This window comes from Pseudomonas sp. NyZ480, from assembly GCF_029537255.1.
GTDB lineage: Bacteria > Pseudomonadota > Gammaproteobacteria > Pseudomonadales > Pseudomonadaceae > Aquipseudomonas > Aquipseudomonas taiwanensis.
Window position 1 is genome coordinate 2,178,214 of sequence record NZ_CP120626.1, and the last position, 21,316, is coordinate 2,199,529.

22 protein-coding genes and 1 pseudogene are annotated in these 21,316 nt (G+C 62.0%); 13 read left to right on the forward strand and 10 right to left on the reverse strand.

Features of this window, described 5'->3' with window-relative positions; all coding sequences use genetic code 11:
• Nucleotide 1: 1 nt before the first annotated feature.
• Nucleotides 2-778, reverse strand: a complete 777-nt coding sequence (locus tag P3R38_RS10000; RefSeq protein WP_104882577.1) for an IclR family transcriptional regulator — start codon at nt 776-778, stop codon at nt 2-4.
• Nucleotides 779-943: 165 nt separating this feature from the next.
• Here P3R38_RS10000 and P3R38_RS10005 point away from each other — a divergent pair, with 165 nt between their 5' ends.
• The 4 genes from P3R38_RS10005 (at nt 944) to P3R38_RS10020 (ending at nt 4,448) form a co-directional block, all read left to right on the forward strand.
• The gene (locus P3R38_RS10005) at nt 944-1,702 is read left to right on the forward strand and encodes an ABC transporter substrate-binding protein (RefSeq protein WP_041925634.1); all 759 of its coding nucleotides are present in this window, start codon (nt 944-946) and stop codon (nt 1,700-1,702) included.
• A 66-nt stretch (nt 1,703-1,768) separates the two neighbouring features.
• On the forward strand, nt 1,769-2,425 hold the full coding sequence (locus P3R38_RS10010; RefSeq protein ID WP_023380042.1) for an amino acid ABC transporter permease: 657 nt from the start codon (nt 1,769-1,771) through the stop codon (nt 2,423-2,425).
• Complete coding sequence (locus tag P3R38_RS10015; protein WP_023380043.1) at nt 2,422-3,165, forward strand: amino acid ABC transporter ATP-binding protein; 744 nt, start codon at nt 2,422-2,424, stop codon at nt 3,163-3,165. The genes P3R38_RS10010 and P3R38_RS10015 overlap by 4 nt, the downstream gene beginning before the upstream one ends.
• Entirely contained in the window at nt 3,162-4,448 is a 1,287-nt protein-coding gene (locus P3R38_RS10020; RefSeq protein ID WP_277687099.1) for an FAD-binding oxidoreductase, read from the forward strand. Before P3R38_RS10015 ends, P3R38_RS10020 begins: the two co-directional genes overlap by 4 nt.
• Before the next feature lie 105 nt (nt 4,449-4,553).
• On the opposite strand, the gene P3R38_RS10025 is transcribed toward P3R38_RS10020, so the two are convergent.
• The 6 genes from P3R38_RS10025 to ribBA form a co-directional block, all read right to left on the reverse strand.
• The gene (locus tag P3R38_RS10025) at nt 4,554-5,861 is read right to left on the reverse strand and encodes a substrate-binding domain-containing protein (protein ID WP_023380045.1); all 1,308 of its coding nucleotides are present in this window, start codon (nt 5,859-5,861) and stop codon (nt 4,554-4,556) included.
• Between the two features lie 150 nt (nt 5,862-6,011).
• Nucleotides 6,012-7,160, reverse strand: a complete 1,149-nt coding sequence (locus tag P3R38_RS10030) for an ABC transporter ATP-binding protein (protein ID WP_104881914.1) — start codon at nt 7,158-7,160, stop codon at nt 6,012-6,014.
• 19 nt (nt 7,161-7,179) lie between these two features.
• Nucleotides 7,180-7,989 carry an ABC transporter permease gene (locus tag P3R38_RS10035; RefSeq protein ID WP_023380047.1) on the reverse strand — a complete coding sequence of 270 codons (810 nt, stop codon included), beginning with the start codon at nt 7,987-7,989 and terminating at the stop codon, nt 7,180-7,182.
• Between the two features lie 6 nt (nt 7,990-7,995).
• A complete protein-coding gene (locus P3R38_RS10040) occupies nt 7,996-8,913 on the reverse strand; it encodes an ABC transporter permease (protein ID WP_023380048.1) in 918 nt (305 codons plus the stop codon).
• Nucleotides 8,910-9,935 carry an ABC transporter substrate-binding protein gene (locus P3R38_RS10045; RefSeq protein ID WP_023380049.1) on the reverse strand — a complete coding sequence of 342 codons (1,026 nt, stop codon included), beginning with the start codon at nt 9,933-9,935 and terminating at the stop codon, nt 8,910-8,912. The genes P3R38_RS10040 and P3R38_RS10045 overlap by 4 nt, the downstream gene beginning before the upstream one ends.
• A 268-nt stretch (nt 9,936-10,203) precedes the next feature.
• Nucleotides 10,204-11,325, reverse strand: coding sequence for a bifunctional 3,4-dihydroxy-2-butanone-4-phosphate synthase/GTP cyclohydrolase II (gene ribBA, locus P3R38_RS10050; protein WP_023380050.1), 1,122 nt, complete (start codon nt 11,323-11,325; stop codon nt 10,204-10,206).
• Nucleotides 11,326-11,402: 77 nt separating this feature from the next.
• Here ribBA and P3R38_RS10055 point away from each other — a divergent pair, with 77 nt between their 5' ends.
• Nucleotides 11,403-11,696 (forward strand): DUF1330 domain-containing protein, encoded by a 294-nt coding sequence (locus tag P3R38_RS10055; protein ID WP_023380051.1) that lies wholly within the window; start codon nt 11,403-11,405, stop codon nt 11,694-11,696.
• Nucleotides 11,697-11,759: 63 nt separating this feature from the next.
• Here the strand turns inward: P3R38_RS10055 and P3R38_RS10060 are convergent, their stop codons facing one another.
• The gene (locus tag P3R38_RS10060; RefSeq protein WP_023380052.1) at nt 11,760-12,482 is read right to left on the reverse strand and encodes a pirin family protein; all 723 of its coding nucleotides are present in this window, start codon (nt 12,480-12,482) and stop codon (nt 11,760-11,762) included.
• A gap of 319 nt (nt 12,483-12,801) precedes the next feature.
• On the opposite strand from P3R38_RS10060, the pseudogene P3R38_RS25090 reads away from it, so the two are divergent.
• The 4 genes and pseudogenes from P3R38_RS25090 to P3R38_RS25105 form a co-directional block, all read left to right on the forward strand.
• A pseudogene (locus P3R38_RS25090) lies at nt 12,802-12,918 on the forward strand (hypothetical protein); the annotation flags it as partial.
• A gap of 213 nt (nt 12,919-13,131) precedes the next feature.
• The gene (locus tag P3R38_RS25095) at nt 13,132-13,344 is read left to right on the forward strand and encodes a hypothetical protein (protein ID WP_244880951.1); all 213 of its coding nucleotides are present in this window, start codon (nt 13,132-13,134) and stop codon (nt 13,342-13,344) included.
• Nucleotides 13,345-13,362: 18 nt separating this feature from the next.
• Entirely contained in the window at nt 13,363-13,563 is a 201-nt protein-coding gene (locus tag P3R38_RS25100) for a hypothetical protein (RefSeq protein WP_347176212.1), read from the forward strand.
• Between the two features lie 24 nt (nt 13,564-13,587).
• Complete coding sequence (locus tag P3R38_RS25105) at nt 13,588-14,082, forward strand: hypothetical protein (RefSeq protein ID WP_347176213.1); 495 nt, start codon at nt 13,588-13,590, stop codon at nt 14,080-14,082.
• A 433-nt stretch (nt 14,083-14,515) separates the two neighbouring features.
• Here the strand turns inward: P3R38_RS25105 and P3R38_RS10070 are convergent, their stop codons facing one another.
• On the reverse strand, nt 14,516-15,535 hold the full coding sequence (locus P3R38_RS10070) for an alpha/beta hydrolase (RefSeq protein ID WP_023380054.1): 1,020 nt from the start codon (nt 15,533-15,535) through the stop codon (nt 14,516-14,518).
• Between the two features lie 143 nt (nt 15,536-15,678).
• On the opposite strand from P3R38_RS10070, the gene P3R38_RS10075 reads away from it, so the two are divergent.
• Complete coding sequence (locus tag P3R38_RS10075; protein ID WP_023380055.1) at nt 15,679-16,563, forward strand: LysR family transcriptional regulator; 885 nt, start codon at nt 15,679-15,681, stop codon at nt 16,561-16,563.
• 4 nt (nt 16,564-16,567) lie between these two features.
• Here the strand turns inward: P3R38_RS10075 and P3R38_RS10080 are convergent, their stop codons facing one another.
• Nucleotides 16,568-17,476 (reverse strand): LysR family transcriptional regulator, encoded by a 909-nt coding sequence (locus tag P3R38_RS10080; protein WP_277687100.1) that lies wholly within the window; start codon nt 17,474-17,476, stop codon nt 16,568-16,570.
• Nucleotides 17,477-17,630: 154 nt separating this feature from the next.
• Between P3R38_RS10080 and P3R38_RS10085 the strand changes: the two genes are divergently transcribed.
• From P3R38_RS10085 to P3R38_RS10095, 3 genes are read left to right on the forward strand one after another with little or no spacing between them, the layout of a single operon-like run.
• Complete coding sequence (locus P3R38_RS10085; protein WP_023380057.1) at nt 17,631-18,935, forward strand: MFS transporter; 1,305 nt, start codon at nt 17,631-17,633, stop codon at nt 18,933-18,935.
• Between the two features lie 27 nt (nt 18,936-18,962).
• On the forward strand, nt 18,963-20,204 hold the full coding sequence (locus tag P3R38_RS10090) for a Zn-dependent hydrolase (RefSeq protein ID WP_104882575.1): 1,242 nt from the start codon (nt 18,963-18,965) through the stop codon (nt 20,202-20,204).
• Entirely contained in the window at nt 20,204-21,226 is a 1,023-nt protein-coding gene (locus P3R38_RS10095; RefSeq protein ID WP_104881908.1) for a histone deacetylase family protein, read from the forward strand. Before P3R38_RS10090 ends, P3R38_RS10095 begins: the two co-directional genes overlap by 1 nt.
• The last annotated feature ends 90 nt before the right edge of the window (nt 21,227-21,316 follow it).

Genomic DNA, 21,316 nt, shown 5'->3' on the forward strand with positions numbered 1-21,316 from the left:
CCTAAAGGGCCCTGATCGATGTGCTGATGGCGCGCGCGCATTCGAGAGCGGCCGGCGCCAGTCGGCGCTCGGCATCTTCCACCGACCAGCGACTGGTGGGCGCCACCACATGCACGGACGCAACAGGCCGGCCTTGGCTGTTTCGCACGGGGGCAGCCACGGCCATGTCACCGAGGAACAGTTCTTCGCTGTTGATCGCATATCCCTTGCACCGGACCTCGGCAATCGCCTCAAGAATCTGCTCGGGGCTGGTGCGGGTGAGGTGGGTATGGCGGATGAGCTCGCTGCGCGCCAGCAGCGCCTTGACTTCATCCTCTTCCAGAGCGCTCAGGTAAGCGCGGCCGGAAGCCGTGCAGTACATCGGTATGCGACTACCGATCGGTAAGTGGATGGGGATGAACTTGGGGCCTACGAACCGCGCCACGTAGAGCATGTCGGTGCGCACGGGCTCGGTCAGGTTGGTGGTTTCGCCGGTAGTTTGCGCCAGTTCCGCGAGGAAGGGGTTGGCCACGTCCACCAAGGTGTCGGCGGCCAGGTAGTTGTAGCCGATCTCCATCACTTCCGGAGTGAGCTGGAAACGTTTGCTCAGCGGATGCTTGCTCACATAGCCCAGGGCTTCGAGGGTGTAGATCATGCGCTGCGCCGAACTCTTGTTGATGCCGGCGGCCTCGGCCACCTCTGCCAGGTTCATGGTACGGCGGCGGGCATTGAACGCTCGGAGCACGGCCAAACCCTTCTCCAATGACTGATTGAACAGGCTGCTTTCGCTATCGTTCATACGTTGAATCATCCATTTCCGCTTCTTTAATATCGATATGCGATATTTGTAAATCTCTTTACGATTTTTGTAAATTGTTTATAGTAAAAAACATGCCTCCTGCCGATACCTGAGGCCAACCCTACGCATAAACACAATAAGTCGCGTGAAATGGGAGTGTTCAGCATGTATCCACGTCTTCGAGCAGTCACTTGCGCTCTGGCCCTGGTCGCCAGTTGTGCCACCGCCTTGGTCGCCCAGGCCGAGACCTACAAAGTGGGCGCCACTGCCACCGGCGTTCCGTTCACTTTCCTTGATGTGAAGAGCAACAGTATCCAGGGCATGATGGTCGACTCGGCTGAGGCCGTGGCCAAGGCGGCGGGCTTTGAAGTGGAAATTGCCCAGACCAATTTCGCGGCGCTGATCCCTTCGCTGACAGCTCGTAAGATCGACCTGATTTCAGCGGCCATGCTGCGCACGCCAGAGCGGGAGAAAGTCGTGCAGTATTCGGAACCGGTGTTCGAGTACGGTGAGGGGCTGATGGTGCGTGCCGACGATGACAAGGCCTACACCAGTATGGATGACTTCAAGGGCGAAGTGGTGGGAGCCCAGGTGGGGACCGTTTTCATCGACGAACTGAATCGCCGTGGCATCTTCAAGGAAGTGCGTGGCTACGACTCGCTCGCCGACCTCACCCGTGACCTGGCGCTGGGTCGGATCAAGGCCGGCTTCGGTGATCACCCGATCCTGGCGTATCAGATGGCGCAGGGCACATTGAAGAAAGTGCGCCTGGTCGAGAGTTACCAGCCGCACCTCAAGGGCCAGGTGTGCCTGATCATGCGCCAGGGCGACCCGCAGATGCTGGCACAGGTCAACAAGGGTATCGCCAGCATCAAGGCCGACGGCACGCTGGCCGGCATCATCGCCAAGTGGAAGCTCGACTGACGGTCGTCATCCTCCGGTGCCCAGAAAGGGCGCCGTCTCTTAGGTACATCCATCCCGGACACGCTTATGTTCTTCCAGAATGCTCTGGACTTCCTGCCCATTCTGCTCAATGGCGCGGTGGTCACCGTGCAGGTCACGATTGCCTCGTTCCTGCTCAGTTCCCTGATTGGTTTGGGCTTTGCCCTGATGATGGTGTCGAAGGTGCGCGCCGTCGCCCTGTGCGGCATCACCCTGGTCAACGTCATCCGTGGCCTGCCGATTATCGTGCAGTTGTTCTACATCTACTTCGTGCTGCCTGAATTCGGCATTCAACTCAGCGCCTTGCATGCGGGCATCATCGGCTTGGGTATCGCCTACTCGGCGTACCAGGCGGAGAATTTCCGCGCCGGCATACAGGCCATTCAACAGGGCCAGATCGAGGCGGCCGAGTCCCTTGGCATGCGTGGGCCGATGATCATGCGCCGGGTCGTGCTGCCACAGGCGTTGCGTATTGCCTTGCCGCCCTACGGCAACACCTTGGTGATGATGCTCAAGGACTCGTCCCTGGTGTCGACCATCACCGTTGCCGAGATGACCCGTGCCGGCCAGCTGATTGCCTCGTCGACCTTCGAGAACATGACCGTCTACACCCTGGTGGCATTGCTCTACTTGTCCCTGAGCCTGCCCCTGTCGTATGCCCTGCGCCGTCTCGAAACGCGTATCGCCACGAGGAAGCACGCATGATCAGCATTCAGTCTCTGCATAAAAGCTACGGCAGTACACCTGTGCTCGAAGGCATCGACCTGAACGTCGACAGCGGTCAGGTGGTGTGCCTGATCGGCCCATCGGGTTCGGGAAAGTCCACCTTGCTGCGCTGCATCAACGGGCTGGAGACCTACGAAGGTGGCGACATCCTGGTCGAAGACGAACGGGTGGACCGCAATGCCAAAAGCATCCACTCCATCCGCAGTCAGGTGGCCATGGTGTTCCAACGCTTCAACCTGTTTCCGCACCGCACTGCGTTGCAGAACGTCATGGAAGGTCCGGTGTATGTGAAAAGGGAAAACCCGCAAGCCGCCCGCGAACATGCTCGGGCACTGCTGGAGAAGGTAGGCCTGGCCCACCGTATGGACGCCTACCCCGACGAGCTTTCCGGGGGGCAGCAGCAACGCGTTGCCATCGCCCGTGCGCTGGCCATGCGGCCCAAGGCGATTCTGTTCGATGAGCCGACTTCGGCGCTGGACCCGGAGTTGGTAGGTGAAGTGCTGGCGGTGATGCGAAAACTGGCAGATGAAGGCATGACCATGGTGGTGGTGACCCACGAGATGGGCTTTGCCCGTGAGGTCGCTGACAAGGTCTGCTTCCTCTACGGCGGCAGGATCATCGAAGAGGGCCCGGCCCGCGAGGTGCTCGGGGCGCCTCAGCAACAGCGTACCCAGGACTTCCTGCGACGTTTGCTGACCAGTGAAGGGGGCCAGGCATGAGTGCTGCGCAACTGGCATTGCCTGCCTCATTATGGGCGGCCACTGCCACGCCGGGGGTGCATACACCGCCACTGGATGACGACAAGCAGGTGGATGTCGCCGTGGTCGGTGCCGGTTACACAGGGTTGGTGACGGCCCTGCACCTGGCCCGCCAGGGTGTGCGGGTTTGTGTGCTGGATGCCGGCGAGCCTGGCTGGGGCGCCTCCGGGCGCAATGGCGGGCAGGTCATTCCGGGCCTCAAGCATGACCCGGAAGACTTGCTGCGCCTCTTCGGCCCGGTGCAGGGGCAGCGCTTGGTCGACGTGGCGGGTGGCGCTGCCGATGAAGTCTTCGCGCTCATCCAGCGTTACGGCATTCAGTGCGACGCGACCCGCAAGGGCTGGATCCAGCCGGCTGCGACGCTGGCCGCCATGCGTGCGATCGAGCGGCGCGCCGAGCAATGGCGCAAGCGCGGTGTGCCTGTCGAGCTGCTCGACCAGGGCCGTGTGAGCCAGCGTATAGGCAGTTATGACTACCTCGGTGCCTGGGTCGACCCGCGTGCCGGTAGTGTCCAGCCGCTGAGCTACGTGCGCGGCCTGGCGCGGGCGGCGTTGAGCGAAGGCGTGCAGATCCATGGCCATAACCGGGTGACCGGCTTGCGTCGTGACAGCAGTGGGTGGACGCTCACCACCGATACCCGCCGCATGGTCACAGCCGAACGGGTTGTGCTGGCCACCAATGGCTACACGGACGATCTGTGGCCGAAGTTGCGGCAGACGCTGCTGCCGGCGAACAGTTTCATCGTCGCCACCCGGCCGTTGCCTGAGCAGTTGCGTCGCACGATTTTGCCGGGGGGCGAAGTCTGCTCCGATGCCCGGCGCCTGCTGGTGTATTTCAAGCAGGACGCACAAGGACGCCTGTTGCTGGGCGGGCGAGGGCCATTTGCAGAACCGCGTGCGGCCACTGACTGGAATCATCTGCGCCGCTCAGTGGTGGGGCTGTTCCCGCACTTGAAGGATGTCGAGTTCGAGTACCAGTGGGCTGGGCGGGTGGCGCTGACCCAGGATTTCCTGCCGCACCTGCATGAGCCGGCCCCTGGCCTGAGCATCCTGCTGGGCTACAACGGTCGAGGCATTGCCATGTCGACGACCCTTGGCCGCCATCTGGCCGAGCGCTTGCTTGGGCAGGCCGAGCATTTTCCGTTTCCGGTGACGCCGATTCGGCCGATACCGCTCCATGGTCTGCAGCGCTTGTACCTGGGCGTTGGCATTGCCTGGTACCGGCTGCTGGACGCCATCCTTTGAGTCCAGGCGCGCATGCAATCCGGCCTGTGGTGACCAAGACGGCGGCCGATAGCCCGTTCGGCCACTGCGTTGTTGGGCAGGGCGCCAACGGCTAAACCTGGGGTTTCAGTAGACCCACACTTCCACCCGCCGGTTGCGCAAACGGCCCTGTTCCAGGTCGTTGCCGGCCACAGGCAGTTCGTCGCCCATACCGGTTATCTCCAGGACTTCGACGCCGCCCCTGGCCAGCTCGCGTCTTACCGCCAGGGCTCGCAGACGTGACAGCAGGGCGGCGCGCCCGGGCGTTTCCTTGGGGTCGCCAAAGCCCACCAGCACTGCCTTGGTGTGCAGCTTTGCGTTCTGGCGCAGGTAGTCGGCCACCCGCTGCACGTCGCGCAGTGCCTTGGTGTCGAGGCTGGCACTGCCTTCCTGGAAGCGGAAGTTGACGCTCAGTCGCTGCGCTTTCAGGGCCAGGGTGCGATAGCGCGGTGGCATGTTGGTGTGTGGCGGCACTGACTGGGCCGTGACCTGTTGAGAAACGAAACCCTGTGCGGCGACGATCGCCTGGCCGGCCGGGCTCTGGGCAAAGTCGGCCAATGCCCGGGCCATGGGTGTGGCATTGGCGGGCAGGTAGAAATACAACCTGCGCGACAACGGGTAATCTTCATTGGCCACCAGCGCGCGCTCCGGGCGCATCGCGGGCGCATCACCCTCGGCGATTGCCAGCACCTTGGCGCCGTGCGCCGCTGCCAGGCTACTGAAGCCGATGGCCTGGCGATCGCCAGCGACCCGTTCGGCCAGTTCGTCGCTGGACTCGAAGCGCTGGGTCTGCGGCATCAAGCTGGCCTGGTGCCGGTCCAGTACCATTGCCTTGAAGGTCTCGAACGTGCCGGAGCGCTCGTCCCGGGCATACCTGTGAATCTCGCCGCCGACTACGCCCAGCTGCTCCCAGCGCTGAATGTGCCCGGAGAAGACTTCGGCCAATTGTTGGGTGGTCAGTTGCGGCAAGGGGTTGTCGGGATGGACGATCACCGCCACACCGTCCAGGCCGATGACTTGCTCGGCACGCGCCGCGCGCAGGTCGCCCAAGGCATGCAGCTGGTTGGCTTCGGCGTCGTTGATGGGGCGGGAGGCCGCGGCCAGGTCAGCCTCGCCGCGGCCCAGGGCGGTGAAGCCGGTGCTCGAACCGTGCGCGGCGATGTCGATCCGCAGGGCGCGGCCTTGGGTATCCTGTGCCTGGATCACACTCTCGTTAGGTACCGCTCCGGGCAATCGCTGGATGGCCGTGGCGTGTTGCGACTGCAACAAGCTTTCGACAAGTGCCGGCAACAAGGCCGCGCCGATGGTGTTGGAACCCTGAATACGCAGGTGCGCCGGTTCGGCCAGGGCCATCAGCGGTAGCAACGGGATGAGCAGGATGAGCAGGCGATGCATGCCGGGGACCTTTGGCACAGGAGTGCCCGGCAGATTACGACAGGGGCGTGACTGAAATGTGACAGCGGGTGGCGGGAGGGAGGGCTTTGCCCGCTTATCGCCGGCAAGCCAGCTCCTACGAAGCGTCGGCTTGCCGGCGATGGCGCTGCATCAATGAGCGCCGGCGGATTTGCTCAGGTCACTTTCGGCCCACTCGGTGTACACGCAGGCATCCGCCACGGCCCAGCGAACCTTCACGGTATCGCCCGGCTGCATGGGCATACCCGCGGCAGACAGCGCCTTGACGGTCAGTTCGGTACCACCGGCGGTCACCACATGACAGGTCTGGCTTTCGCCGAGGAACAGTACTTCCGCGACCTTGGCGCTGACCTCGTTCCAACCTGCTGGCAACGAGTCACGAGCGGCTTGTTCAGCCGTCAGTGCCAGGGCTTTTTCCGGGCGCACCATGATCAGCGCGTCTTGCCCGGCCGTCAGGCCTGGCGTCAGGCGAATGGCTACCGGCTGGCCTTCGAAGCTGCCTGCCCCATTGCTGCTGGCCTTGATGCGCAGGAAGTTGGAATTGCCCAGGAACGAGGCCACGAACGCGTTTGGCGGGTTCTGGTAAAGGTCGTAGCCGGTACCCAGGCCAACGATCTTGCCGTGGCTGAAAATGGCGATGCGCTGCGAAAGGCGCATGGCTTCTTCCTGATCGTGGGTCACGTAGACGATGGTGATGCCCAGGCGCCGGTGCAGCTGGCGCAGCTCGTCCTGCAGGTCTTCACGCAGCTTCTTGTCCAGCGCACCAAGCGGTTCGTCCATCAGCAGGATGCGGGGCTCGTACACCAGCGCCCGGGCAATCGCTACGCGCTGCTGCTGGCCGCCGGACATCTGCGAGGGTTTGCGGTGGGCGAATTTCTCCAGCTGTACCAGCTTGAGCATGGCGTCGACGCGCTTGTTGGTCTCAGCGGCGCCGAGCTTGCGGATGGCCAGCGGGAAGGCGATGTTGTCGCGCACGTTCAGGTGCGGGAACAGCGAATAGCGCTGAAACACCATGCCGATGTCGCGCTTGTGCGGTGGCACGTTCACCAGCGACTGGCCTTCGACCAGAATCTCGCCGCTGCTGGGCGTTTCGAAGCCGGCCAGCATCGACAGGGTGGTGGACTTGCCCGAGCCGCTGGAGCCCAGGAAGGTGAGAAACTCGCCGTCCTGGATGTCCAGGTCGAGGTTGTCCACGGCGGTGAAGTCGCCGTAGTGCTTGTTCAGACCGCGCAGGCTGACCAGGGTCTTGTTGTGCGCGTTGTCTTTGATCACTGCACTCATGGTTGTTCTCTCCGGGCACTCAGGCGTTGACTTCGGTGCGCCGGCGCAGTGCGGCGGCAATAATCATGACAAGAAGCGACAGGCCGATCAGCAGCGTCGATGCGACGGCAATGACCGGGCTCAGGTCCTGACGCAGGGTGGTCCACATCTTTACCGGCAGTGTCTGCAGGTCGGGGCTCGCCATCATCACGCTGAGCACCACTTCATCCCAGGACACCAGGAAGGCGAACAGGCCGCCGGCGATCATTCCCGGGCGGATGGCGGGGAAGGTGACCTTGAAAATGGCCTGCAGGCGCGAGGCGCCGCAGATCACCGCGGCATCCTCGATCGACTGGTCGAACAACTTCAACGAGTTGATGATCGAGATGATGGTGAAAGGTAGGGCGACGATCACATGGCTGACCACGAAGGCGAACAGCGTGCCGGTGTAGCCGAGCTTGAGGAACAGCGCATACACCGCCACGGCGATGATCACCAGCGGCACGATCATCGGCATGGTGAACAGGCCGTAGAGCAACTCACGGCCAGGGAAGCGCCCGCGTACAAGGGCGAAGGCGGTGGGCAGGCCCAGCAGCACGGCGGCAAGGGTGGTCAGCACGGCGACCTTGAGGCTGGCCAGGGCGGCGTCCATCCATTCGGGATTGGAGAAGAACTGGCCATACCATTTGAAGGTCCAGCCTGGTGGTGGGAACACCAGCCACTGGGATGAGCCGAACGACAATAGGACGATGAATACCACCGGCAGCAGCAGGAAGGCCGCGATGACCCCGGTGGTCAAGTACAGGCCAGTACGCAGCGGGCGGCCCATGGCGTTGGGAGACAGGAGCATGACGGCTTACCTCGCGTTGCCAACCGGAGATTCCGGCTGCAGCTTCAGGTACAGATAGAAGAGCACCAGGGTGATCACCACCAGCAGTGCGGCGGCGGCGCTGGCCAGGCCCCAGTTCAGGAACGATTGCACCTGCTGGATGATGAATTCAGGCAGCATCATGTTCTGCGCACCGCCCAGCAGTGCCGGGGTGACGTAGTAACCGAGCGACATCACGAACACCATCAACGCACCGGAGAACAACCCCGAGCGGCACAGCGGCAGGAACACCTTCCAGAAGTTGGTCCAGGGACTGGCACCACAGATCGAGCCGGCCTGCAGCACCATCGGGTCGATGGCGTGCATGGTCGCCTGCAGCGGCAGGACGATGAACGGAATCATGATGTAGCTCATCCCGATCACCACGCCGGTGAGGTTGTGCACCATCTCCAGCGGCGTATCGATGATGCCCATGGCCATCAACGCCTTGTTGATCACCCCCGAGCTTTGCAGCAGCACCAGCCATGAGTAGGTGCGCGCCAGCAGGCTGGTCCACATCGACAGCAGCACGATGTTCAGCAGCCAGCGCCCCCAACCCTTCGGCACCAAGGTGATTGCCCAGGCCAGCGGAAAGCCCAGCAGCACGCTGATCAGGGTCACCAGGCCGGCGACGGAGAAGGTGTTGAAGAGCACGCGCGCGTAAGCCGAGTTTGCGAACAGCTGCTCGTAGTTGCCCAGCCCCGGCACCGGCTCCAGCACTCCGCGCAGCAACAGACCGGCCAGCGGCGCGAAGAAGAACAGGCCAAGGAACAGCAGGGCAGGCAGCAGGTTGCGGCTGCCTTTCCAGCGTTGGCTCAGGCTTGGGCGGCACGCGGCCGCTCCCGGAGCGCCGGTGCCGCTGGGGGCACCGTGCGCGTTATGCAGGGCGTTGATGGCAACTTTCATTTGACCAGCCACTCATTCCAGCGCGCCGCGATGGCCGGTCCGTTCTTGGCCCAGTAGGCGAAATCCAGGGTGACCTGGTCCTGGGCATAGGCGGTCGGCAGGTTTGGCGCAAGGTCTTTGTCGAGTTTGCCGACGCTGTCGATGTTCACCGGGGCGTAGGCGGTCTTGTTGGCGAAATCGGCCTGGCCCTCGGCGCTGCTGGCATTGGCCAGGAACTTCATGGCCGCATCCTTGTTCTTGGCGCCCTTGGGGATGACCAGGAAATCGGCCATGACCAGGTTCTGCTTCCAGCTCACACCCACCGGCGCACCGTCTTGCTGCAGGGCATAGACCCGGCCATTCCAGAACTGACCCAGGGACGCTTCTCCGGAGGCCAGCAGCTGTTGTGACTGGGCGCCACCGCCCCACCAGACGATGTCCTTCTTGATGGTGTCGAGTTTCTTGAAGGCGCGGTCCAGGTCCAGCGGGTAGAGCTTGTCGGGCGCTACGCCGTCGGCCAGCAGGGCAAGCTCCAGCACGCCAGGGCTGGGCCATTTGTACAGGGCGCGTTTGCCAGGGTACGTCTTGGTGTCGAACAGAGCGCTCCAGTCGACCGGTTTGTTGGCACCGAGCTTGCCTTCGTTGTAGCCGAGCACGAAGGAGAAGAAGAACGAGCCGACACCGTGGTCGGAGACGAAACGAGGATCGATCTTGTCGCGCTGGATCTGTTTGAAGTCCAGGGGTTCGAGCAGGCCTTCGCTGGCAGCCCGCAGTGCAAAATCGGCTTCGACGTCGACCACGTCCCATTGCACGTTGCCGCTCTCGACCATGGCCTTGAGCTTGCCGTAATCGGTCGGGCCGTCCTGAACGACTTTGATGTTGGTCGACTTGGTGAAGGGGACTGCCCATGCTTCTTTCTGGGCGTCCTGGGTGGTGCCGCCCCAACTGACGAAGTTGAGGCTGTCGGCGGCCTGCACGGCCTGACATGCCAGGGTCAGCAGGCTGGCGGACAGCACTGCGGTTACACGTTTGCTCAACAGCATGGTTACGCCCTCGTTGCTTTTGTTATTCGAGGCGGGGCTTGTGGTGCGCCCGCCAACAGTGTTCGGGGAGCAGCTTCAACAAAGTGTCTTCTGGCCGTTTGTCATTGTAGGTGCCGGCCTGCTGAATCAAGGTCTACGGGATATCATATTATGGTATTCCAAACATTTGACAAGAGGGATGAGGCTACCGGCCATCACTCCGAGGTTCTGGTTGCGACGCGGGCCCTCTGCAGGAGCGGCCCGGCTCAATTGGAAAAGGGGAGGTTGTTCAGCCCGCGATCCCCGGTTCGAACGGAATGCTTTGCACCACTTCCAGCTCATACCCTGCCAGCCCTGCGTATTTCAGTGGCGGCCCCAGGTGACGCAGCTTGCCCACGCCCAGGTCCTGGAGGATTTGCGCTCCGGTACCCACCTCCGAGTACACCTTCGATTGTCCGCGCTGGTAAGGCCGTATCGGCTGGGTCAGTTGCGGCACGCGTTCGAGCAAGGCCTGGGAGGATTCGTGGTTGGCCAGGATCACCACCACGCCTGCACCTTCCTCGGCGACCTTCTCGAGCGCCGCCCACAACGTCCAGTTGGCCGGGCCGGCGTACTCGGCACCGACCAGGTCACGCAGCGGGTCGATCACATGCACACGCACCAGGGTCGGCTGCTCGCGGCGGATGTCACCCATCACCATCGCCATGTGCACACCGCCTTCGATGCGGTCTTCATAGGTCACCAGACGGAAGGTGCCGTGGACGGTGGGTAGCTCCCGTTCGCCGATGCGCTTGATGGTCTGCTCGGTGCTCAGGCGATAGTGGATCAAATCGGCGATGGTGCCGATCTTGATGCCGTGCCGGGCGGCAAACACTTCCAGGTCGGGCCGCCGGGCCATGGTGCCGTCGTCGTTGAGCACCTCGACGATTACCGATGCCGGGGCAAAGCCGGCCAGGCGCGCCAGGTCGCAGCCGGCTTCGGTATGCCCGGCACGAGTCAGGACGCCGCCTTCGCGGGCGCGCAGGGGAAAGATGTGGCCGGGCTGCACCAGGTCTTCCGGGCGGGCGTCAGGAGCCATGGCTGCCGCCACCGTGCGGGCCCGGTCGGCGGCGGAGATGCCAGTGGTGACGCCGGTGGCCGCTTCGATCGACACGGTGAAGGCGGTGCTGAACACACTGCCGTTGGCCGGTACCATCTGTTCCAGGCCCAGGCGTTGGCAGTGATCGTCGGTGAGGGTCAGGCAGATCAGGCCGCGCGCTTCGCGGGCCATGAAGTTGATAGCCTGGGCGTCACAGCGTTCGGCGGCAATCAGCAGGTCGCCTTCGTTTTCCCGGTCTTCATCGTCCACCAGCAGCACCATCTTGCCCTGCCGGTAATCTTCGAGAAGTTCTTCGATGCTGTTGAATGCCATGCTGCACGCTCGCTGTGATGGGGTGATTTTTATGGTATACCATCATACACAATATCGACGTAGCAGGAGATCAGCGGATGAAGGCTTACTGGATCGCCCATGTGGATGTCAGCGACCCCGAGCAATACCAGCAGTACACCCAGCGTGCGCCGGCGGCCTTCAAGGCATTCGGTGGACGCTTCCTGGCTCGTGGCGGGCGTAGCGAGGCAATGGAGGGGAGGCCTACGCCTCAGCGTAGCGTGGTGATCGAGTTCGATTCGTATGAACAGGCAGTGGCCTGTTATCGGTCGGCGTTGTACCAGCAGGCTTGCAGCCATCGCCAAGGGGTGGCGAAGGCCGAGGTGATCATCGTCGAAGGTTTCGAGCCCTGAGCCATTCGCGACTGGCCTATGGCGGGCTTGCCCGCCGTAGGCCAGTAATGCCTGAGGTAGCCTTCAAGGCATCCCAGGCAACTCATGTGGACGCAGGTCGAATACCAACACTTCGGCATCATTGCCATTGGCCAGCTCCAGCCTTTGCTCTTGGCGAACCCGCACACCGTCCCCCTCATTCAGCGCCTGCCCATTGAGCGCGATGCTGCCCCGGGCGACATGCACATAGGCATGGCGGTTTTCCCGCAGGTTAAGGGTCGCCCGTTCCTCGCCATCGAACAGCCCGGCATACACCCGCGCGTTCTGGCGGACCTGCAATGAGCCTTCGGCGCCATCGGGCGAGATGATCAAGCGCAACCTGCCGCGTTTTTCCTCTGCACTGAAGTGCCGCTGCTGGTAACGCGGTGTCGCGCCCCTGACGTTGGGCACGATCCAGATCTGCAGGAAGTGTACCGGCACCGTCAGGCTGTGGTTGAACTCGCTGTGGGCCACACCGTGCCCCGCGCTCATCAGTTGCACATCGCCGGGGCGAATCACCGAACCGGTGCCGAGGGTGTCCTTGTGCTCCAGTGCACCTTCAAGCACATAGGAGAAAATCTCCATGTCTCGGTGCGGGTGCTCGCCGAAGCCTTTGCCGGCGATGACACGGTCGTCGTTGATCACCAGCAGGTCGGAAAAACCTTGTTCTTCGGGGTTACGGTAATGGCCGAAGGAAAAGGTATGGAACGACTTCAGCCAGCCATGGAAGCCAATGCCACGGTCTTGGGCGTTGCGCAGGGTGAGCATGGTGACTCTCCTTGAAAAGCCGGGGCCGGAAGGGCCGCAGGGCAATTGATGGGAGAATCGTACTGTCACTTTAAGTGTTTATAAATTAGGTTCAATGAGTATTACTGTCTTGTCCAGGATGACAGCGGTAGACGTGCTCTGACGGCTATTTCTTTTGCGGCAGTAGTACTGTTCCTAATTTTCGCTGACGCGCTTCGGAGGGGGATTTCGGCTGCTAGCTTCCGGATTTTCCACTCGGGAATCGCACTCCATACGTAATGAAATCGACGGTAAAGGCCAGGCAGTAGACGGGGACAGGACCACCACCGGGGCCATCTGCATGGCCAGTGGCAGTGGCTATACCTTCAATGGTCAGAAGGTGCTTCGCCGAGGTGATGTCACTACGGCTTGTCCGATGTGTGGCCAGGAAGGAGTGATTGCAGAGGGTAGCGAGTTGTTCCTCTCGTTCGGGCAGCCCGTGGCGGAGGATGGATCATTGGTGAAATGTGGCTGCCCGACTGGCAGCAATCGTGTAGTGGCGCCCCTTAGGGGGCCGATGCCGTCAGGCCGGAGCTTGGCCACGGCAAGAGCAGTCGCTGCGCCGACAACACGGTCCCTCGGCGCTGCTGATTCTGGATTGGAATCGGGCTTTCATATCGTTCAGCGCAGCATGTCGTTCGAGGAGGTATTGGCGAGCCTGGCTATGCAAAAGCCTTTGCCCCTCTCATCGCTGCAGCGCTTGAATCCCACCTTCGCTGACGGCTTCAAGGCCGGCGAGATCTTTGTGCTGGGCAGCCCGAGCAGCGAGTTTACCTGCAGCCCTGGGGAAACCGAATTGATCATGGTGGCGGAAGAAGCGAGAGCGTCACTGGCGATTCTTTGACCCGAGGAAGCCAATTTTATGATGCGGCACCTAAGCGAGATTGCAGGTGTACTCAATGGCGCGAGCCAGTCGATGGGCGTTGGCATGGATATGCTTGAGCGGGGGCTGGGGCAGGTAACAAATACTCTGAAAGGGATCGAAGCATTGCACCAGCGTCAATTTACCCTGCATGGCCATCTGAACAGCCCAGAGTTCTTTGCCTCGCGCAAGGAGCTCTAAAAGCAACTGGATAGCCAATTGCGCATGGCCTTTTTGAACAAGCCGCTAGGTTTGGGAAGTTATGACAGTCTGCGCCGTGATCTTGGTATCTCGTCCAAGAGTGTTGTACATCATTGGAAGAAGGCAGGCGTGTCAGGACAGATACCGGGCTACGCGACGCACCTGGACGAGGTGGCGAAGGTGTCGAAGTATCTCAAATACGGAGGGTGGGTTGGAATCGGACTGGGTGCCGGGTCTTCTTATTTGAAGGTCTATGAAGCGTGCCGATCAGGTGAGACCAAAGCCTGTAAGAAAATTCGATTTACAGAAGCGGGAAGTTTTGCAGGAGGGTTAGCTGGAGGAGTCGCTGGGGGGCAGCTTGCGTCTCTTGCAGCGAAAGCGGTGTGCCGTTTTGGCGTCTATGGTAAGGCTGTTTGTGGTATTGCGATGATTGGTGGTGGATCCTATGGTGGTAGCACGTTAGGTGAACCGGTGGGCGACGTTTTAGGAGAAATGGCATACGAGGCGCTCTATGATTGATCTATCGAACGTGCCCGTTGGCTTGAAAATAGCGTTTGTGCTTGCACCTTTCATCATCAGTTTGACTGGGGTCGGTATTGGCTACCATAGAGCGGGTTCCCGGCATTTCGAGGTGCTATGCAAGGCATTTAAAAATAGCCAGGGCTTTGTGGAGGACTTTACGTATTGGAGTACTATTTCGCTTAGAACAAGGTCGATGATAGTGTCGGGTGTCACGTTGGCGTCAGTTTGGCTTGGTTTAGGAATTCGCCAAGGGTGGTTGGATGCTGATGACTGCCGAAACTGCCCGCTCTATCTCAGGCGCAGGCTGCAGATATCATTCTGGTGTCTTCTAATCGGTTGTATATGGCTTTTTGTAGTTTGGCTGCTGATTGAACTGGATAGATTGTAGATCCGAAAAAGACCCGCCAAGGCGGGTCTTTTGATCGTTGACTCACTGCAAATGTATTTTAAGTTCGGTGGCCGCCTGCCTCATCGCCGCCTTAACCGCCGGCACCTGATTCAACGGGTTGAGCAGCCCATAGTCGTGAATCATCCCGTTGTACCGCACCGAAGTCACCGTCACGCCAGCGGCATCCAGCTTGCGGGCATACGCTTCACCTTCGTCACGCAGCACGTCGAACTCGGCCGTCTGCACCAGCGCCGGCGGCAGGCCTTTCAACTGCTCACTGCTGGCCCGCAGTGGCGAAGCGTAGATCTGCGCGCGAGCATTGGCGTCGGTGGTGTAGTTGTCCCAGAACCACTTCATCATGCCGGTGGTGAGGAAGTGCCCTTCGGCGAACTGCTTGTAAGAACCCGTCTCGAAGCTGGCGTCAGTCACCGGCCACAGCAGCAACTGGAAGCGCAACGCCGGCGTGCCAGCCTCTTTGGCCTTGAGTGCCACGACGGCCGCCATGTTGCCGCCGACGCTGTTGCCTGCCACGGCCAGGCGCTTGCCGTCCACGCCGATGTCCTTGCCATGCTCGGCCACCCAACGGGTCGCGGCATATGCCTGGTCGATCGCAGTGGGGTAGTGCGCTTCGGGCGACGGGGTGTAGTCCACATAGATCGCCACCGCACCGGAGCCGACCACCAGGTCGCGAATCAATCGCTGATGGGTCGGGAAGTCGCCGAGTACCCAGCCGCCACCGTGGAAGAACATGAACACTGGCAACTCGCCTTTAGCGTTGCTTGGGCGCACCACCTGCAGCTTGATCGACTGGCCGTTGGCCTGGATGGTGCGTTCCTTGACCTCGATGCCGGACAGGTCGACCTTCACCGACGCCTGGGCACCGGTCAGCACGGCACGGGCTTCGTTCGGGGTGAGTTGCTCGAGCGGCTTGCCGCCGCCGCGTTCCAGGGCTTCGAGGAAGGCTTGAGTGTGCTGTTCGACACCCGGGCTGCCCGCTGCAAATGCGCTGGAGACGGACAGGGCCAGAAGGCTGGCGGTGAGGGTTTTGTGGACAATGTTCATGTGCGAATCCTTTTCTATGAAGTGTTGGAGTGGGCGTCTTGCCTGGCCTGGGGGCCATCGCTGCGACCTGTGCATAGAGTAGGGAGATGCCTTCGTGGGAAAAAGTCGGTATAAAGCGTTTTACTGTCACGTAGAGAGAGACAATGAACCCATACGAAGACATGCGGATCTTCGCCCAGGTCATGGAAGCTGGCAGCTTCACCGCTGCCGCCGACCGCCTGGGCATGTCCAAGCAATCGGTCAGCCGACGCTTGATGCAGTTGGAAGAACGCCTGGGTGTGCGCCTGCTCAATCGCTCGACTCGACGCCTGGATGCCACGCCGCTGGGCCAGCATTACTATCAGTCGGCCTTGCGTCTGCTGGGCGAAGTGCAGCAGGTAGAATACGACATCAGCGGCCAGGCTCAGGCCCTGCGCGGTACCTTGCGTTTGAGTGCGCCGCTGTCTTTCGCCATGGCGCACCTGGGATGCCTGCTGACTGAGTTTCTCCGCTTGCATCCGCAGGTCGACGTCGAAGTGGACTTGAGCGACCGCGCTGTCGACCTGATCGGCGAAGGTTATGACTTGGCATTGCGGATCGGCGCACTGGAAGATTCAAGCTTGGTGGCGCGGCGCATCGCCAGTGTCGAGCGGGTGTATTGCGCCAGTCCAGCCTACTTGCAAGCCCGGGGGCAGCCCATTACGCCCGAGGCAGTGAGCGAGCACGATTGCCTGCCATACGGCCACGCACGTCAGGTGCAGTGGCAGTTCAAGGGGCAGGGCAAGGCTCAAAGCATCGCGGTCACTGGTCGGATGCGTGCCAACAATGGTGAACTGCTCAGGGATGCGGCGATCGCCGGCATGGGCATCACCTACCTGCCGACCTTCATCGTTGGGCAGGCATTGGCCGATGGGCGCCTGGTGACGCTGCTGGAGCCCTGGACACCGCCACCCCTGCAGTTGTCGGCGGTGTATCCGCAGCACCGGCAGGTGGCCAGGCCGGTGCAGGGGTTCGTGGCGTTTCTGCGCGAGCGCCTGGCGCAGTTGTAGGCGCCTACTCCAGACCGCGTTGCAATGCTTCGATGAACACACCTTCGGCCCGGCTCAGGCGTTGCTCGCGGTTCCACAGCAGGTGGATGTCCACATCGGCAATGCCTTCGTGCGGGGGCAGCTTCCACAGCAGCCCCGCGGCCACATCCGGTGCCACCACGTGCTCGGGCAGGCAGCCGATGCCGAACCCCGCGATCACCAGGCGGCGGACTTCCTCCAGGCTGGGCGACGAAGCCACGATACGCCCGGAAAAGCCCTGTTGGTCGCGGAAAATGGTCAGCGGCGACAGCATGCCGCCGATCTGGTCGCTGGTGAAGCTGACGAAATTCTCCCGCTGCAAGTCGCCTTCGGCCTGGCCGAACAGACGATGGTGCTTGCCACAGAAGAACGCATAGCGTTGACGCAGGAACAGTCGTTGTTCCAGGCGTGGCTGGGGCCGGCGGTTGAGGCTAAGGCCTGCCGTGGCGGTCTTCTCCTGCAGGGCGGCGACGATATCGGAGCTGCGCATCACGTCAATCTCCACCTCCACCCTTGGGTGCTGGCGATGGAAGGCGGCGAGAAAATCATCGAAGCGCTCGCTGACGATGCGGCTGATCATCAGTAGGCGCACCTTGCCCACCAATTCATCGGCCGGTTGCTCCAGCAGCCCGCTGATTTGCGACATCTGCCCATACACCTCACCGGCCAGCTGGAACAGCTGCTCGCCCATTTCGGTCAGTACGAACCGCGGCCCCCGGCGGGCGATGAGTTGGCGCCCGAGTTGTTCCTCCAGGCGCTTGAGTGCCTGGCTCACGGCAGGTTGGGTCAGGTGCAGCCGGGCAGCGGCGCGGCTGATGGACAACTCCTGGCCAATCACCCGAAACGTACGCAGCAGGTTCCAGTCGAGGCGGTCGTTGAGCAGGCGGTCGGACATGGCGGGACTCTAGAATAAGCTCGATTTATAGTTGGAATAATAAATAGAAAATTGACTAATCATAGCCTCGGAACGATAAATCGCACCTAGACGCCGACAGAGCGCTCCCGTGACTCACTTACTCCTGCCAGAAAAACAAGCAAAGGAGCCATCCATGAAGCCTACCGCTTCACCCCAGCCGCGCCGGGCCGCTGCCGCCGCATTCATCGGCACCATGATCGAGTGGTACGATTTCTACATTTACGCTACCGCCGCGGCGTTGGTGTTCGGTGCCTTGTTCTTCCCCTCCGACGACAGCCTGTTCAGCACCATGGCCGCCTTCGGCACCTTCGCCGTAGGCTTTTTCGCCAGGCCGCTGGGTGGCATTGTCTTCGGCCATGTCGGCGACCGTATTGGTCGCAAGAAATCCCTGGTCATCACCCTGTTGATGATGGGCGTGGTGACGGTCGGCATCGGCCTGCTGCCGACCTACGCCCAGATCGGTACAACCGCGCCGGTGCTGCTGATTTTGCTGCGCATCGTCCAGGGCATTGCCGTGGGCGGCGAGTGGGGTGGGGCGGTCTTGATGGCTGGCGAGCATGCCCCCAAAGGGCGCCGTACCTTCTTCGCCTCCTTCGCCCAGTTGGGTAGCCCGGCGGGTTTGATCCTTTCCCTGTTGGCCTTTGGCGCCGTCACGCGGTTGCCAGAAGCAGAGCTGATGAGCTGGGGCTGGCGTGTACCGTTCCTGGCCAGTGCACTGTTGCTGCTGGTAGGCCTGGCCATTCGCCTTGGGGTCAACGAGTCGCCTGAGTTCATCGCCAGCCGTGAACAGGCCCTGAAGACTCAACGCAAGGAGCAGGCCCCGGTACTGGAAGTGCTGCGTACTGCCTGGCGCCCGTTGTTGCTGTGCATCGGCGCCAATACCCTGGGCATCGCCGGGGTCTATTTCACCAATACCTTCATGATCAGCTACACCACCCAGCAGTTGCACCTGGAACGCGCCTTGATTCTTGAATGCCTGTTCTTCGTGGCTGTCATCCAGTTCTGCGTGCAACCGCTGGCAGCGTGGCTATCGGAAAGAATCGGTACCACGCGCTTCCTGGCGCTGGTCGCCCTGCTGGCCATGGCTTCGCCTTACCCGATGTTCGTGCTGGTCAGCTCCGGCGAAGGCCCGTTGATCGTGCTGGGTATCGCCCTGGCGGCAGCCTGCATGGCTTCGTTCTACGCGGTCATCGCCGGTTATGTCAGCGGCATGTTCGAAACCCGTGTGCGCTACACCGCCATCTCCATGGCCTACCAGGTGTGTGGCGCCATCGCTGGCGGGCTTACCCCGCTGATCGGCACCTGGCTGGCCCATACCTTCATTGGCCAATGGTGGCCGATGGCGGTGTTCTACACCCTGATCGCCACGATCTCGCTCACTTGCGTGCTGGCCCTGGCGCGCCAATACACCCGCAGTCAGCGCCTGGAGCTGGCCTGATCCCGACCGAATCCGGAGTATTCGTATATGTTGAAAAGCAACGGGGACCGCCTGTGGGCGAGCCTGATGGACATGGCTGAGGTCGGTGCCACTGCCCGTGGCGGCAGCTGCCGACTGGCCCTGACCGACGACGACAAAGCCGGCCGCGCACTGTTCAGTCACTGGTGCCGTGAGGCCGGTTTGACTCTGTCGGTAGATGCCATCGGCAACCTGTTCGCCCGTCGTGCAGGGACCGACCCTGACGCCGCGCCGGTGATGATGGGCAGCCACCTCGACACCCAGCCCGAAGGCGGTCGCTTCGATGGCGTCTATGGTGTGCTGGCTGGCCTGGAGGTGGTCCGCCGTCTCAACGACCTCGCTATCCAGACCCGCAAGCCGCTGGAAATCGCGGTGTGGACCAACGAAGAGGGCGCCCGCTTCACTCCGGCCATGTTCGGCTCGGCGGTGTTCACCGGCACATTGTCTCTTGACCACGCCCTGGCCATCCGTGATGCCGACGGCATCAGCGTGGCCGATGAGCTGCAGCGTCTCGGTTACGCCGGCCAACGTCCGCTGGGAGGCAAGGTCGATGCCTATTTCGAAGCGCATATCGAACAGGGCCCGATCCTGGAAGACAACGCCAAGTCCATTGGGGTGGTCAGTGGCGGTCAGGCCATTCGTTGGTTGGACGTAACGGTCCAGGGCATGGCGGCCCATGCCGGCACCACACCGATGTTGCTGCGCAAGGATGCCCTGTACGGTGCTGCGCAGATGGTCCAGAGCGTGGAGCAACTGGCGGCAGCCTTTGCCCCTGAAGGCCTGACCACCGTGGGTGAGCTGTCCATCGTCAAGTCATCGCGCAATACCGTGCCAGGCTTGCTGCGCTTTACAGTCGACCTGCGCCACCACCGTGATGAAGCCATTGAAGCCATGGAGAGCGATCTGGCCGCGGAGCTGCAGACGATTGCTGCGCAGCGAGGCTTGCAGGTGCGCATCGAGCGCCACTGGGGCAGCCCGGCAACCCCTTTCGATGCCGAGTGCGTGGCGCAGGTGCAGCGGGCGGTCGATGGGCTCGGTTACTCCCAGCAGAGCATCGTCAGCGGTGCTGGCCATGACGCGATCCTGCTGGCCCGCTATTGCCCGACAGCGATGGTGTTCATCCCCTGCGTCGGTGGCCTGAGCCACAACGAAGCCGAAGACGTGCTGCCCGAGGATGCCAGTCAGGGCGCCGATGTACTGCTCAATGCCGTGCTGGCCCGCGCTGGCCGTGTCGAACAAGGAGAAGCCTGATGCGTTGCTACTTCCACCCCGAGCAACTGTTGCACCACCCCCGCAGCTATTACTCCCGCGGCGCCATGCGCACCCCGCAGGAAGTTCCCGAGCGTGCCCAACACCTGCTGCAGGCAGCCAAGGATCTGGGCTTCGACATCCGCCAGCCCGAAGATGCGGGGCTGGCACCGCTCAAGGCTGTGCATGGCGAGGCCTACCTGGTCTTCCTCGAAGAGGCACATGCGCGTTGGAAGGAGGTACCCGAGGATTGGGGCGACGAGGTGATGTCCAACATCTTCGTGCGCGAACCCAATGCCCTGCGCGGCATCCTTGCCCAGGCCGCGCGTTACCTGGCCGACGGCAGTTGCCCGGTGGGCGAGCATACCTGGCGTTCGGCCTACTGGTCGGCGCAAAGCGCAGTGGCCGCGGCCAAGGCCATCCTCGACGGTGAACCCGCCGCCTATGCCCTGTGCCGCCCGCCGGGACACCATGCCCGCTTCGATGCAGCCGGTGGCTTCTGCTACATCAACAATGCCGCCGTCGCCGCCCAAGCGCTGCGCAGCCGATACAACCGCGTAGCGATCCTCGACACCGACATGCACCATGGGCAGGGCATTCAGGAAATCTTCTACGCGCGCAACGATGTGCTGTACGTATCGACCCATGGTGACCCGACCAACTTCTATCCTGGTGTGGCCGGGTTCGAGGACGAGCGTGGCAGCGGTGCGGGGGAGGGGTACAACCTCAATCTGCCGATGGCCCATGGGGCCAGTGAGGCGGACTTCATGGTCCAGCTTGAAATTGCGCTGGATGCGGTGAAGGATTTTGGCGCCGAGGTGCTGGTGCTGTCGCTGGGGTTCGATATCTATGAGCAGGATCCACAGAGCAAGGTGGCGGTGACGACCGAAGGCTTTGCCGCGCTGGGGGAGCGGATTCGGGCGTTAGGGGTGCCATGCTTGATTGTCCAGGAAGGGGGCTATCACCTGGAGAGCCTGGAGGCGAATGCTCAAGCCTTCTTTGCTGAACAAGCAGCTTGGCGATAGGTGAAGGGCCGATAGCGGGGCCGTCATGGGCGGCCCAATAGCCGGCAAGCCGCCTCCTGGAGAGACGCCTGCCAGCCCAGCGCAATACCT